The following is a 14,894-nucleotide window of genomic DNA, read 5'->3' as shown; positions in this document are numbered from 1 at the left end:
GAGTTGATAAAGATGGTAATTATACGTCACTTTTATTGACATATAATGTGTAGCATATTAATCTGTAAGTATATGTACCAGATATGATCCAATAGAACAGAAGACACACGTTCGATGTGAGTTGAACGAGGAAGTGAATATAAGCGGATGATAACGAGCGGGAGAGTCCTGGGTTAGCCGAGCACAATGGCTAGTGCTCAGGCACCGAAGGAGCAAGCTGCTACGCACCCGGCGCAGTGGTTAATCTCTCAGGTAAATGTACCATCGTTGGACGCAACTCTGGAGAGTGCGCGAACTGCGCCACCCAAGGGGTATATGATCAGTCAGACCGGTGAACTTGTCTGTAATCGCAGGCAATGCACCTTGTCGTGAGACACTGCTGATCGTGAAACTCTCAGGTATCGAGGACAGAGAGAGGGCCTGAGGCCTTCTTCTGTCCTTTTTTGATGTCATCATACCCCCTAAATAAGGGGACATTGTGGATGGAACTCCTGGATCGAAATGACGAATACATTTTACAAATATGAATCATGATTAATAATGGAGGGTTAAAAGGTGCGATTTAAAGATGTTTTCTCAATTATTGGTCCGTCCATGACGGGGCCTTCAAGTTCACATACAGCTGGTGCGGCAAGGTTAGGAAGAATCGCTCGTCAGTGGCTGGGATGTAAGCCAGATCGTGCCCGGCTGACGTTATACGGTTCATTCGCTGACACGTATCAGGGGCACGGAACAGATCTGGCACTGATCGGCGGTCTTTTGGACTATGTCACAGACGATCCACGTATCCCGGATGCAGAGCAATACGCAGAGGAAGCAGGCATGGAGGTTGAGTTTTATACAAGTGGCCTGCCTGCTCCTCATCCGAATACGGTCAAAATTGAGTTGTGGCATGGAGAACGTGCCTGCTCCTTAATCGGTGCATCCATTGGTGGTGGCAGTGTATCGGTGCATGCGATGAATGATTTTCGTGTTCAGATTAGTGGTGAGTTTCCAACACTCGTTCTGCGACATGCAGACAAGGCAGGGGTGCTTGCATCGGTAACGTCCACGATCAGTTCATCCGGGGTTAACATCGGCTATATGCAGGTGGACCGGAAAGCCCGTGATGGCGAAGCACTTACCGCGATGGAAATGGATGGTGTACCTAATCCTGATATGCTCAAGCGTCTAAAGGAGCTGGACCATGTGTTAGACATTCGTGTTATCGATTTGAAGAGAGGAGTTGATTCGGATGCGGTTTAAACATTTGCACGAACTGAATACGATCTGTACAGCGGAATCCAAAACCATTGCTCAGCTGATGATCGAGGAGCAGGTTCAGGAGACCAATACACCGGAAGCGGATGTTGTGAAGCAGATGTCTGAATATTATCAGGTGATGAAGGAAGCGGTACGCAAAGGGTTAACGGAAGATACAACATCACGCAGTGGATTAACAGGTGGAGACGGTAAAAAAATGGCCGAGTACATTCGCAAGGGTGAGACTTGCTCAGGAGATGCTTCCGCACTTGCCATGGCGTATGCCCTGTGTGTATCTGAAGTGAATGCCTCCATGGGGCGGATTGTGGCAACACCAACAGCAGGTTCCTGCGGCATCATCCCGGGTGTGTTTATCAGTTCACAAGAGCGGTTTGGCTGGACGGACGAACATTTGGTGAACGGGTTGTTCTGTGCGGGAGCGATTGGTTATGTTATTGCCAACAATTCATTTATCTCCGGTGCCGAAGGTGGCTGTCAGGCGGAAGTGGGTTCAGCTATCGGCATGGCTGCGGGTGCCATGGTTGAACTGCGTGGAGGTACACCGGAACAGGTCGTTCATGCCGTTGGTTTGGCGTTAAAAAATACACTGGGCCTGATCTGCGATCCGGTTGCAGGCCTCGTTGAAATTCCTTGCATCGTCCGTAATGGACTGGGTGCGGTTACGGCGCTGGCTGCGGCTGACATGGCCCTGGCCGGAGTGCGTAGCGCCATTCCGTCAGACGAAGTCATCGACGTCATGCTGGAAGTAGGCAGCGCGATGCCGAGCCGCCATCGGGAGACAGCCCAGGGCGGACTGGCCCAGACACCAACCGGCCGCAAAATGATGCAGAAGTTGGCTAAACCAAAGGCAAAGCGTGCCGAGCCTGAGTCGGAGTCAAAGCCAGCGGATTCTGACACAACTACAAGTGGGGCGGACAATGCTCAAGTGGACAAGGATACTCAGGTTTAAGCTGAACCGGGACCATCGATATATAAATCAGTGACATTATGATGTATAACGGCTATACAAAAACAAGCGTCCGCGAACCTAAATCCGGGTTCTGCAGGACGCTTGTTTTATGCTGCCAGATGAAGCGAAGATAGGCTATTTATATGTGACTTCAGATGTATGTGTATTATGACTCTAGTCCTGGCTCACAGCCGTACTCAGTACGGCATATCCATACGCGGGCAGTTCAATGGCGAGTACGCCATCTTCCTTGGCGGTACGATGGTTTCCGCCGAATAACTCGGTCCATTCCTCGTCACCAGCCTCCAGCTCGACAATAGCCGTCTCTTCTGATCGATTGAACAGAACCAGAATGCGTTCCTCCTCATTTTGCCGCTCAAATACCAGTTGGCTGCCATCGGGACGAGCCTGCAGGAAACGAACGGTGCCTTCTGCACGCAGGGCAGGGTGAGCATGACGCAGGGAGATCAATTTCTGATAAAAGTCGAGCAGCTCCCGGTCCTGCTTCGCTTCGTCCCATTCCATGCATTTACGGCAGCCTGGATCATGTTCGCCGTCCATGCCAATCTCGTCTCCGTAATAGATGCACGGAGCGCCCATATAACTGAACTGGAATAACGCAGCCAGCTTCATCTTGCGCTGGTCGCCTTCACACAGCGTGAGCAGCCGCGGGGTATCGTGGCTGTCGAGCAAGTTGAACGCTACCTCGCTGGCTTGAAGCGGATAACGGGACAACTGTCGTCCGATGGAGTTCGCGAACTGTTCGGCGTGCATTGTATTTTTCACAAAGAAAGCATTCACGGCATCGGTAAACGGATAGTTCATGGACGCATCGAACTGGTCACCTTGCAGCCAGGAGGAAGACTCGTTCCATACTTCGCCCAAAATGTAGGCATCCGGGTTAGCGGCTTTGACTACACGGCGGAAATCGCGCCAGAATGCATCGTCCACTTCGTCTGCCACATCCAGCCGCCATCCGTCCGCGCCCACTTCCTTGATCCAGTACTCAGCAACCTCCAGCAGATAGGCCTTAACTTCGGCATTCTCCGTATTCAGCTTTGGCATGTGCGCTTCGAATCCGAAGGTCTCATACGTAGGAATACCGTCCTTCACGTCCAGCGGGTATTCGTGTACATGGAACCAGTCCTTGTATTTGGATTGTTCTCCGTTCTTCTGCACATCCACAAACGGCGCAAATGTCTTCCCGGAATGGTTGAACACAGCATCCAGCAGTACACGAATTCCACGTGCATGGCACAGCTCGACCAGTCGTTTCACGGTATCTGCGTCACCAAAGTGCCGGTCTACCCGCAGGTAGTCTTCTGTATCGTATTTGTGATTGGTGGTGGCTTCGAAGATGGGTGTGAAGTAGATCGCATTAATGCCAAGATCGCTGATGTAATCCAGATGGTCGATCACGCCCTGAAGGTCACCGCCGAAGAAATTGAAAGGTGTTGGCTCGCCGCCCCACGGCTCTACCTTTTCCGGACTGATATCCGGGTTGCCGTTGGCGAATCGTTCAGGAAAAATCTGATAGAACACCGCATCCTTAACCCATGCAGGGGGTGTGAATACAGCTCTGGCATGAATATAAGGGAACTGGAACATACGACCCGGATCGTCCGGTTCTTCTTCCTGGAAGTCCGTCTCGGTCATCCAGATCTGTTCTTCGCCGCTTTTGAGCAGAAAAGAGTATTTGAGTCGGTGGTAGGGAGGTTTCACTTCGCCTTCGAAGTAATCGAACATGGAGTCAGAGGTGAACTTCGTTAAGGGAACCAGCGCTTTGGTTGCATCCCACGCATATTTATCCCCGGTCAGGGCATGTACCTCGGTCAGATCATTCTTTTTGGCACGCAAACGCAGATGGATTGTATCTTGGTCATAGGCATAGGCCCAGTTTCGTTTCGGTTGATGATAGATGGCTTCCAGCAGCATAATGAATTTCCTCCCGTCAGGTGTAGAACTAGTATGTACTTGGTAGACTTGATGGATATGACGTTACCCGAGTTAATGGATAAGCTATAATTAGAATGCGTGATAACGCGAGACTTCAACAAGACATGAATCCATATGGTATAGACAGCTTTTATCATGATGATGCTCAGATATATCATTAACCCAATGAGGGCAGAAAGGAAACGATTATTCGGATGAAAACCAAACTGTTATATATTGAAGATGATACGGAAATTGCGACTTGGGTCAGAGCCGATCTGGAGGAGCGCGGTTATGAGGTGGTATGGCTCGGCAGTGGTGAAGGTGCAGCGGAGGCTGCTGTCGGTTGCTCACTCATTATTCTGGATGTCATGCTGCCCGGGCTGGATGGATTTACGGTAGGCCAGCGACTGAAAAAAGAACATCCTGCCGTGCCCATTGTCATGCTCTCGGCCAGAACGTCTATTGACGACAAGTTACACGGTCTTGATTTTGCCGATGACTATGTGACCAAACCATTTCACCCCGATGAACTGGCTGCCCGGATTGAAGTACAGCTGCGTAAGGCAGGAACAGCGGTATCCACGGATGCTGCCCTGAAGCTGGATCATCTCTCCATCTATGAGAAGGACAACCGGATCGTTAATGAGGAGACGGGGGATGAGATTATTTTATCGGGAAAACAGTTCCACATCTTCGCCTACCTGCTACGACATATGGGCATGATTCGAACCAAAGAGCAGATCTATGAAGCCGTTTGGAACGAGCCCTATCTGGATGGGGACAAAACTTTAATGGTACATATTCGGCATCTACGCGAAAAGCTGGAGCTTGATCCGGCCAATCCTGCAATTATTCAGACGGTCCGTGGTGTGGGATATCGTGTGAAGAAGCCATGATCCGGTGGTTCAGGGAACGGAAGATCATGAAGGGAGAACGAAGCATGATTCAAAAGCAATCCGGGCGGCGCAAGCTTCGCTTTGGGCGGTCCTTGATGTCCAGATACATCCTCCTGATCTTGGCGGCTGTATTATTTGTGCCCGTTGTGCTTCCGATCATATCCGTTATATATATTGTCGTAGTGAATAACACGGACACGAATACGAACCGAGCGGCACCTTATGGTGATGTTACTCGGATAAGTAACCTCTGGTCACGTGAAGCGAAGAACCTGGATGGTGCTTCGGATGAAGAGATTAAGGCCCGGTTGGAGCAATTACATGGCTCGTATCCCAAATCTTCGATGTATCGTGTGAATGTGAAAGGGGAGACCCTACTTATTCTCGGTGGTGAAGATGTAACGCTTCTAAAATCCACGTCGCCGGATGGCAGGACAGACACGACATTGAGATGGTCATTGGATTCCGGGCAAACGACAGAGACTCATATTCCAGCCTTATGGAATGTAAATAATACAGTGCAATTCATGAAAGAAGCTTCCTTTCGCGATCCACTCACCGTAGTTGCATATATTGGCGGAGATGAGCAGGACAAAGGACAGGGATTCATGATCATTGAAGTGCCGCGGTCACTTCTGCAAATGAATCAGAGTAACTGGCCGATGGAACTCTTGTATCTTGGTATCGTAATGACCCTCATCTTTCTGATCTTCATCATTATGTCGATTCTCTTCTTCGCACGCATTCGCAAACGACTTATTCGTTTGCAGACGGCCATGATGACCACAGGCAAGGAAGGCCTCCCGCTTCCGGTAGATATCCGCCGGTCAGACGAGATTGGTCAACTGGAAGAATCCTTCAATCAGATGGTGCATCAACTGTCCAACAGCCGCCACCGTGAACGCGAGGAAGAACAATTGCGCAAACGTCTCATTGCGGGGCTTTCCCACGATCTGCGTACCCCGCTAACGGTAATTCGTGGACATATGCATGCTTTGCACAAGGAAGAGCTGAGCGAGCAAGGTGACCGTTCATTACATCGCATGGAAGCGAAAATGGAGGACCTCGGTGGGCTCATTGACAACATGTTATCCTACAATTTGCTCACGAGCGGGAAATATACACTGAAGCTGGAAGAGAAAGATATACTGCGGATCGTCAGGGAAACGGCGGCGGCCTGGTACCCGGTCTGGGAGAAAGAGCAATTTGATATTGATATTGACCTCCCGGAGGAACCGCTGATCTGGCATATGGATGAACAGGGCATGCGCCGTGTACTCGATAATTTGTTTCAGAACGTAATCCGTCATGCTGCTAGCGGGAAATATATTGGCATAACAACCCAGGAGATTCAGGGTGAGACGGCTATCGTTATTCAGGATCGGGGTCCGGGTATGCAACCGAATTCCGACACAAAAGGCACAGGTCTAGGCTTATCCATTGTAGACCTGTTGATTCGTGAGATGGGTCTGCGCAAGCGGGTAGACAGTTCCGAAACGGGTGTACAGACATATATCTACAGTGGTAAGGGAAACAGGGAAAACAACAAACCGCTGAAATAGCTTTTTTAAACTAAACTTAAACTAGAGACTACTTTGGCTTTAACCTTGGAAGGTTACGATAGTTCCGAGGTGATCATACAGTGAGTGAAAATATAATTCAAACGGCGAATTTATGGAAAACATACCGGGACCGTGCAGCGGTCCGTGAACTTGATCTGCACATTAAAAAGGGAGATATCTACGGCTTCCTCGGTCCCAACGGTGCCGGCAAAACAACAACGATTCGCATGCTTCTCGGCTTGATTAAACCAACCAAAGGCGTGATCCGTGTCTTCGACAAGGATATCCGCAAGGATCGCATGGATATTTTGCGCCGTGTGGGCTCTTTGGTCGAATACCCGTCCTATTACGGACATCTGAACGCAGTAGAGAATCTGGAAACTTTGCGCCGCATCATCAATGTACCAAAATCAAGAATTGCTGAAGTGCTGTCCATTGTAGATCTGACCAAGGATGCCAAACGTTCGGTAAAGGGATACTCCCTTGGGATGAAGCAACGTCTAGGTATTGCCAGCGCTTTGCTGGGTGAACCGGAGTTGCTGATTCTGGACGAACCAACGAATGGGCTTGATCCTGCCGGTATTCAGGAGATTCGGGAACTGATCAAACGCATGCCTCTGGAACATGGCATTACCGTTCTGGTTTCCAGCCACTTGCTGAGTGAAGTCGAACAGATGGCAAGTCGCGTTGGTATTATCCGTGAAGGCAAGATGGTGCTTCAGGATACTATCGCAAGTCTGCATAGTCAGACGGGTAGCTCTATCCGGTTAACGGTTTCCGAGCCGGAAGAGGCTATGAAGCTGGCAAGAGAACAGGGACAATTTGGTCAGCAACAAGGCTCTGCTTTAACGTTCCCTTATATGGATAACAGTTCAGTGGCACTGCTTGTGCGCCGATTAATTGAGCAGGATCATGATGTGTATCGTGTAGAGGAACAGCGTCAGTCGCTGGAAGATCTGTTCATGCGGGTCATTGGCGAGGGGGCTTCCATATGACCGGGCGTGCATTATCGTCGGACTGGCTCAAGATTCGGGGGAAAGGGATCTGGTTTCTTGTTTTTCTGGCCCCTCTTGGATTGACAGCGATGCAGGCGCTTAATTTTGGCTTACGGCTGGACTATCTGAAAGAGCAGTATGCAGATAACCTGTGGGGCGGATTATTGGGCAATGTGGTTGTCTTTGTGCCCTTGTCTCTGATGCTGGGAGCAACCATTCTCAGCTCCATGATCGCTAATGTTGAGCATGAACAGGGATCATGGAAACAGCTGCTCGCGATGCCGATTCCCAGACCAGCCGTGTATTTAGCCAAGTTCCTGCTTGCTTGTGTGCTGCTGGTAATCTCCTGCCTGCTGTTAACCGCAGGAATTGTGGGTCTGGGTCTGATCCTCGGATTCCATGCCAGCGAAATACCTTGGACACATGCGATCAAGCTGGGGCTATTGCCTTTGGCTGGTGCACTTCCGCTGTTGTCACTGGAGTTGTGGCTCACGATGGTTAACAAGAATCAGGCACTTCCCGTCACCCTGGGCATCGTTCTCGCGATAACGGGCATGTTCGCACTCAGTATCTCACCGAACTTTCCACTCGCTTGGGCGCAGATGGCCTGGAATGGACCCAATCCATATCTGTATGCAGGCATGGGTGCAGGTCTGGGAATCTTGATTCTGTTGCTGGGTATGGTGCACTTTAGCCGGAAGGATGTGGCCTGACATGAGCTTTGCGACAACGTACTTCCGAATTTTGTCCGCTGAACGATTGAAAATGGGCAAGTCCCCCATATGGCTTCTGATTCTGCTGAGTCCACTCATTGCGCTGCTCATCGGACTGTTGTCCACGCCATCGGGAAATTGGCAGGTATTGATGACCACGATGGTTTTCCTGCACGGATTGTTATTGTTACCGATGCTGACTGGTGTGTTTACGTCCTTTGTCTGCCGTTTCGAACATGCAGGTGGAGGGTGGAAGCAGATGCTGGTTTTACCGCTCACACGTTCAGGCGTATATGCAGGTAAACTGACGATTGTGCTCATGCTTCTGGCGGGTACACAAGTATTATTGCTGATGTCCATTCTGCTGGCAGGCATGATTCACGGCATTACGATGCCTGTACCTTGGGGATTCTTGGCGAGCAAACTGCTGCTTGGGTTGCTAGCTTGTGTACCCTTGGCTGCCCTGCAGATGTTCGTTTCATTGGCGTGGAGCAACTTTGCCGCACCGCTCGCACTGAATTTTGCACTGACCATACCGAATATTCTCATTGTAAACTCGGCGACATATGGGCCATATTATCCATGGGCACAACCGATGATTCTGATGACACCCGTTGATGGCGGAGGTTTCGGAGCCTACAACGTGCCACTGATGACAATGCTGGCGGTTGTTGGAGGCAGTGCTGTCATTTTCATTGGAATCGGCATGATGTATTTTGCGAAAAAAGAAATCTGAATAATCCGTTACACACTTGGTTATCGTAATCAAAATCCTCTTTAAGCAAAACATGCAAGCTCTATTGTATGTATGCTTCAGGAGGATTTTTTCTAATGTCTGACCCACCCATCATGAATGGTCACCTCGCTAACGAATCTGAGGAGTCTTATTCAAGGATTTGAAGTGATCTCAGAAATCTAAGAAACCTGAGACATGTTATATCCAATGAAACGACCGTTTGCAGCGTTTATGACAGGAGATTATGGGGATTAACGTGTCTGATGTTCTTTAAAATTTTAAAAGGGGACCTGGACACCAAATAAGATGTCCTGAGTTCTTTAGAAAATCGTTTAGCCATTCGTCAGAATCAGCTGACATGGAATTGAACTTCAAGCTTGTTAGAGGCTTAATTTGATCCTTGTATAAATTGTCTGCCTTTGCAGGCACCTCCTAAGTAAAATCAAAATTCCAAGTATTACATCACACATTATGTGAATTGGATCATAGATTGTAAGCAAAATGAGACGAGAATCTGGTAAAATAAAAAAAGCTGTTTCTAGGCAGGCTTACATGGTTATTCGAGGGTAGGCCCATTTTTGTAAGGGATAATTAATCCCTGCTGTTAGATGAAGATATTGGCTGAGAAAAGAGGGGTAAGCCTTGGATATTAATAAAACGGAAACCCTGAAGCGCATTATTTCTGAGGGAAGTTCTTACCAATCACTGTTTTTTAACCATCCGGATGCCATTTATGTAATGGACATCCATGGAAACTATATTGATGCTAATCCCTCGGTAGAGCGGATATCTGGGTATACACTGGATGACTTGATTCGTATGAATCAGAGTGAGATCTGTCCTCCGGACAGTGAAAATTCACGCAAACAATACATTAAAGAGGTACTGGCTGGACGTTCAGTCAGTAATCCCATTACTTTTTATCATAAAGACGGTTCCCTGAAACACGCAGAAATAACGTATGTGCCTATAACGGAGGGAAAAGAAGTCGTAGGAATCTATGGCATTGCCAAAGATGTTACCGATATCCTGGAAGTGCAACGTGAGCTTAAGGAGGCACAGGAGAAATATCAGGTGCTGGCTGACCATGCACAAGATCTGATTACCACTTGTGCTACGGATGGCGAGTTGTTATACGTCTCCCCTTCCGTGTACACCCTACTGGGTTATAAGCCGGATGAAGTCATAGGAAAGTCCTTCAAGGATTATTGTTATCCGGGAGATTATCCGGACCCTATGGATCTTTCCAAGATCGGCAATGGCTGCAAGATGCGTGTGTTGCACAAGAAGGGACATTATATCTGGATGGAGACATTGGCGAAGCCTGTGGTTGGAGAGCGTGGCAAGAGTGTCCAGATTGTAAGCATCAGCAGGGATATTACCCAGCATAAGGATGCGGACAGACGTCTTCGAGAAAGTCGTCAGCGATACAGATCGTTGTTCGAATATAACCCGGCAGCTGTGTATTCATTGAATCTGGAAGGTAAATACAGCGCAGTGAACAGCAAACTGGTGCAAATGCTGGATATTCCGCGCAATAAGCTGATTGGCCAATCTTTTTTATCTAATCTGGATAAATGCGAAGTTCAATATGGCAAACATTATTTTGACATGGTGAAGCAAGGCGAACCGCAATATTATGAGACCCGAGTCGTTAATTCAAGTGGTCGGAAGATTGAAGTATCTGTTACGAATGTGCCCATTATTGTGGATAAGGAAATGGTGGGCGTCTATGGGATCGTGTCCGATATTACCGAGCGCAAGGAATACACGGAACGGATTCAGGAGCTCAGCAAGCAACATGAGCTAATTCTCAACACGGTTACTGAAGGAATATTTGGTTTGGATGCGGATGGAATCACCATGTTTATGAATCCAGCAGCAGCTTCGATGTTCGGTTATGAGGCGCAAGAATTCATTGGCAAAAACTCACATCCTATCATCCATCACACCCGTGCAGACGGAAGTCATTTGCCACAAGAAGAGTGCCCGATCCACATGACTGTGTTGGATGGACAGAGACGTTCAATCAAGGAAGATGTATTCTGGCGTAAAGATGGCAGTAGCTTTCTGGTGCAGTATCAGGTGACGCCGATTATTGAACAGGGACAGATTCAGGGCGCGGTGGTTGTATTTAATGATGTGACTGGCGAACGTGAAATTGTACGTGCCAAAGAAACAGCTGAGCTGGCGGCTCAGGCCAAGTCAGAATTTCTGTCAATGGTTAGCCATGAGATCCGGACACCGATGAACGGGATCGTGGGGATGACAGAATTGTTGATCGGTACCGATTTATCGGAAGAACAGCGTGAATATGCCGAGATTATTCGAGACAGCGGTGATGCTCTGCTGAACATCCTTAATGATATTTTGGACTTCAGTAAGCTGGAATCCGGGAAAATGGCACTGGCTTATGAACCATTTGCATTACGCAAGATGCTGGAACAGGTTGCCGAACTGTTTAAACCGCGTGCAGATGAGAAACATCTGGAGATCAGATATCGCCTCAATCCGAGCATCCCTGAGTTCATGGTTGGTGACGCCATACGTATCCGGCAGATTCTGGTAAACTTGGTTGGTAATGCGCTCAAGTTCACAGATCAGGGAAGCATTGATGTTGCCGTGGATATTATCAAGGGCAGAAAGCCTGAAGACAGCGTTCTTGATTTTGCGGTGCAAGATACGGGAATTGGCATCCCGGCTGACAAGCTGGATCAGTTGTTTCAGTCCTTCTCTCAACTACATCCGGTGATTAACCGAAAGTATGGTGGTACCGGACTGGGACTGGTCATCTCCAAGCGACTCGTGGAGATCATGGGAGGTAGCATCAGTGTCGAGAGTATAGAAGGCGAAGGCTCAACCTTCCGGTTTGCTGTTCCTGCGGCGAGTGTAGATGCTTCAGCAGAACAGACAGCAAGTCAGTTCCATCATGATCGTACACGTCAGAGTGATAAGGTTGCCATGCGTATTCTGGTGGCGGAGGATCATCCGGTAAACCGGAAGATTTTGCGAGAATATCTGGAGAAGCTTGGATACCAGGCAGATGTGTGCACTAATGGCGTGGAGGCGATTGATGCCATCTCTCAGAATGCTTATGATATTGTCCTGATGGATATTCATATGCCTGTGATGGATGGACTGAAGGCGACAGACCTGTTACACCGCCTAATTCCACAGGATCGCATACCTCCAATCATCGCAGTTACAGGCAATACCAAACGTGAAGATAAGGAAGCCTGTCTGGAGATTGGAATGCGTGACTTTATTAGCAAACCGGTTATGCTGAGTGAGTTGAAGCGGGTGTTACAGCAATGGGGGCCAAGGGACGAACCTCAGCTTGCACCAAATTGAACAACTACTCAAATCAATTTCATAACTTACTAAAATAGATTTCTGTAACTAAATATAGACAAAATGAACCGTTTTGATCTATATCTAGCCTTGATTGGAGCAACTGAAGGTATTATGAATTTGATTCATCTGGCTGTGAAAATAATAAACGCAAACACGCCAATAATCCTCCACTGATGGAGTGTTATTGGCGTGTTTGCGTGGACAGGCTTTTGAAGTTGAGCTGAAGCGTATGCAGTGATCTGTATACGAATGAGTTATGCCAATGTCAGGCGATTAATGTTACCAGATAATATTTCACAGGAGCTGTTGAATTTCTCACGTTCCGCTGCATCCAGATGCAATTCGATAATCTCCTGAATGCCATTACCACCGATGATTGCAGGAACACCAACGCAGACGTTGTGTTGCTCATACTCTCCGTCCAGAATAGCCGATACGGCGATGATCTTGTGTTCGTCATTGAGGATGGAACGGGTGATATGCGCGAGGGCATTACCGATTCCGAATTGGGTAGAACCTTTACGGGTAAAGATCTCCCAGCCAGCATCCTTTGTTTTGCGCGCAATATCGTCCAGATCCAGATGTTTGAAACGCTCCTTGTGCTGATCCATGATGTGCATAATCGGTTTGCCGCCGATGGTCACATGGGACCAGGCTACGAACTGGGATTCTCCATGCTCCCCGAGAGCATAACCATGCACACTGCGTGGATCAATGGAGAAGACTTCAGACAGCAGCGTTTTAAGCCTTGAAGAGTCAATGGATGTTCCTGTGCCGATGACATGCTCACGCGGAAGACCAGATAATTTCCATACCATATAAGTTACTATGTCAACCGGATTGGCAGCAACGACAAAAATCCCGTTAAATCCACTGTTCATGATCGGGACCACGATGTCTTTGGCAATCGATTCCGCTTCCTCCAGAATATCCAGTCGTGTCTGTCCTGGCTTGGGATTCGCCCCGGCAGTTAAGACAATAACATCCATATTGCCACAATCTGCGTACGTGCCTGCATATACCTTGGTGCGGTTATGTGTAAAGTCCATACAATGGGAAAAATCCAGTGCCTGCGCTACAGCACGGTCATACGTCCGGTCCACCATCATAATTTCCCTGCATATCGATTGATTAATCATGGAATACGCACAACTCGAACCGACAAGACCCGCCCCGATCACCGCTACTTTGCCTGATTTGCCTAACACTGCCGTTCAGCCCCCATTTAGATTGATATTTATTCGTCACTTACGCGTCCTATGTTAAGTATAGTCCTTTATTTTATGCTGGAATGCACTTCTACGTTACATAAGATAACACATGGAAAAGCTGTGCAGCAATGATATCCGCTATCGCGGGAGCGTATTGGAGTAACGGAGTTAACAAAATTGACATGAATTATTCATAATCATAAGATTTGACGGCGTTTGCACCTATGTCATTCGACATGACAGCATTCATGCTCGTTGTCGGATTGGGGGTTATTTATGCAGATTATATACCTGACAAAACTTCTTAGGAATCCGCAGAAACAGAACAAAACCGCCAAAGGGATCTGCCGAGGAGCTGACGAATACATACGGACAAGCAAAAGATAAGCATACTTGATCCATGAGACAGGTTGCCCCGATCCGATGATGGTTCCAAAAAGGAACGCTGAAGCCATAATGTTTTTATCCAAGAATCAATTTCATAACTCACTAAAGTTATATGAAATTGATTCCCAAAAGACTTCATTCCGGGAGGGAATTAATGATGATTGAAGAAGCAGGAGCAACGACGGAAACGGCCAAGAGCCTGGGCATAGGTGCCAGTACTCTTCGTAAATATGCGGCGGCACTGGAAGAACAGGGATACCGGTTCGAACGGTCCGCCAACAAATCCAGACTATTCAAATCCGACGACATCGAGTGCATTGAACGCCTGATGACCGAACTCAGAGAGCATAATCTACCCCTGGCTGATGCTGTGGTGACTGTATTGGCTCCAGAAGTACCTGTAGCTGCAGTAGAAGTAGATGTTCCGGTGGTGGGAATTGAAGGTCTGTCAGAGTCGGAATGTGCAGCGACAGTCATGCCATCCGTATTCCCTGAAGAACCTGAAATAATGGGTAATCTGAGATCCTACGAAGGTCTGGGGCAACTTGTAAGTGAGGTGACTTATGGTGCTGTAGAACAACAGCAGGATGATCGGGTACAGCTGCTGCAACAGCGGGTCGATGAACTGGAGCTGACCCTTCAGCATCTGGCGGAGACACATATGGCTCTCCAGGAACAGATGGAGAAACAGCGCGTGTGGATGAATGAGAAGCTGGAGGAAGAGCGGGATCGTGAACTCGTGACCAACTTGCGCAGCTTCCAGGGAAGAAAACGCAAACCAAAAGGAGTATCCTTGCGTATGTTGTTCGGGTTCCTGCCCAAGAAGCATAAGGAAGCTTGAGTGAGAGGCTCTTGCTCATCGTGATTTTGCGTTATGGGCCTGATATAAT

The 14,894-nt window shown here is 48.2% G+C and carries 11 protein-coding genes and 2 riboswitches; of the genes, 9 read left to right on the top strand and 2 right to left on the bottom strand.

Annotation, left to right across the window (positions count from 1 at the left end; genetic code table 11):
- Positions 1-148: 148 nt before the first annotated feature.
- A riboswitch (glycine riboswitch) is annotated at positions 149-273 on the top strand.
- A gap of 4 nt (positions 274-277) precedes the next feature.
- Positions 278-413, top strand: a riboswitch (glycine riboswitch).
- A 142-nt stretch (positions 414-555) separates the two neighbouring features.
- Positions 556-1,245: an L-serine ammonia-lyase, iron-sulfur-dependent subunit beta gene (gene sdaAB, locus MKX68_RS08575; RefSeq protein WP_340910808.1), complete on the top strand. Its 690-nt coding sequence runs from the start codon at positions 556-558 to the stop codon at positions 1,243-1,245.
- Positions 1,235-2,212, top strand: coding sequence for an L-serine ammonia-lyase, iron-sulfur-dependent, subunit alpha (gene sdaAA / locus MKX68_RS08570; RefSeq protein ID WP_340910806.1), 978 nt, complete (start codon positions 1,235-1,237; stop codon positions 2,210-2,212). The genes sdaAB and sdaAA overlap by 11 nt, the downstream gene beginning before the upstream one ends.
- A 174-nt stretch (positions 2,213-2,386) precedes the next feature.
- Here the strand turns inward: sdaAA and MKX68_RS08565 are convergent, their stop codons facing one another.
- Positions 2,387-4,147: an alpha-glycosidase gene (locus MKX68_RS08565; protein WP_340910804.1), complete on the bottom strand. Its 1,761-nt coding sequence runs from the start codon at positions 4,145-4,147 to the stop codon at positions 2,387-2,389.
- Positions 4,148-4,362: 215 nt separating this feature from the next.
- Here MKX68_RS08565 and MKX68_RS08560 point away from each other — a divergent pair, with 215 nt between their 5' ends.
- From MKX68_RS08560 to MKX68_RS08535, 6 genes are all read left to right on the top strand, one after another.
- On the top strand, positions 4,363-5,046 hold the full coding sequence (locus tag MKX68_RS08560) for a response regulator transcription factor (RefSeq protein WP_192135550.1): 684 nt from the start codon (positions 4,363-4,365) through the stop codon (positions 5,044-5,046).
- 44 nt (positions 5,047-5,090) lie between these two features.
- On the top strand, positions 5,091-6,608 hold the full coding sequence (locus tag MKX68_RS08555; protein WP_338590403.1) for a HAMP domain-containing sensor histidine kinase: 1,518 nt from the start codon (positions 5,091-5,093) through the stop codon (positions 6,606-6,608).
- An 80-nt stretch (positions 6,609-6,688) separates the two neighbouring features.
- Positions 6,689-7,603 (top strand): ABC transporter ATP-binding protein, encoded by a 915-nt coding sequence (locus MKX68_RS08550; RefSeq protein WP_036672188.1) that lies wholly within the window; start codon positions 6,689-6,691, stop codon positions 7,601-7,603.
- Positions 7,600-8,316 (top strand): ABC transporter permease, encoded by a 717-nt coding sequence (locus MKX68_RS08545; RefSeq protein WP_340910800.1) that lies wholly within the window; start codon positions 7,600-7,602, stop codon positions 8,314-8,316. The genes MKX68_RS08550 and MKX68_RS08545 overlap by 4 nt, the downstream gene beginning before the upstream one ends.
- A 1-nt stretch (position 8,317) precedes the next feature.
- Positions 8,318-9,052 carry an ABC transporter permease gene (locus tag MKX68_RS08540; protein ID WP_340910798.1) on the top strand — a complete coding sequence of 245 codons (735 nt, stop codon included), beginning with the start codon at positions 8,318-8,320 and terminating at the stop codon, positions 9,050-9,052.
- Positions 9,053-9,694: 642 nt separating this feature from the next.
- The gene (locus tag MKX68_RS08535) at positions 9,695-12,403 is read left to right on the top strand and encodes a PAS domain-containing hybrid sensor histidine kinase/response regulator (protein WP_338590410.1); all 2,709 of its coding nucleotides are present in this window, start codon (positions 9,695-9,697) and stop codon (positions 12,401-12,403) included.
- 257 nt (positions 12,404-12,660) lie between these two features.
- On the opposite strand, the gene MKX68_RS08530 is transcribed toward MKX68_RS08535, so the two are convergent.
- Complete coding sequence (locus MKX68_RS08530; RefSeq protein WP_340910794.1) at positions 12,661-13,614, bottom strand: L-lactate dehydrogenase; 954 nt, start codon at positions 13,612-13,614, stop codon at positions 12,661-12,663.
- A gap of 544 nt (positions 13,615-14,158) precedes the next feature.
- Here MKX68_RS08530 and MKX68_RS08525 point away from each other — a divergent pair.
- The gene (locus MKX68_RS08525; protein WP_340910792.1) at positions 14,159-14,845 is read left to right on the top strand and encodes a hypothetical protein; all 687 of its coding nucleotides are present in this window, start codon (positions 14,159-14,161) and stop codon (positions 14,843-14,845) included.
- Positions 14,846-14,894 lie beyond the last annotated feature (49 nt).

The organism is Paenibacillus sp. FSL M8-0212 (genome assembly GCF_038004645.1).
In the GTDB taxonomy this organism is placed as follows: Bacteria; Bacillota; Bacilli; order Paenibacillales; family Paenibacillaceae; genus Paenibacillus.
This window is presented reverse-complemented; position numbering and strand designations above follow the sequence as displayed.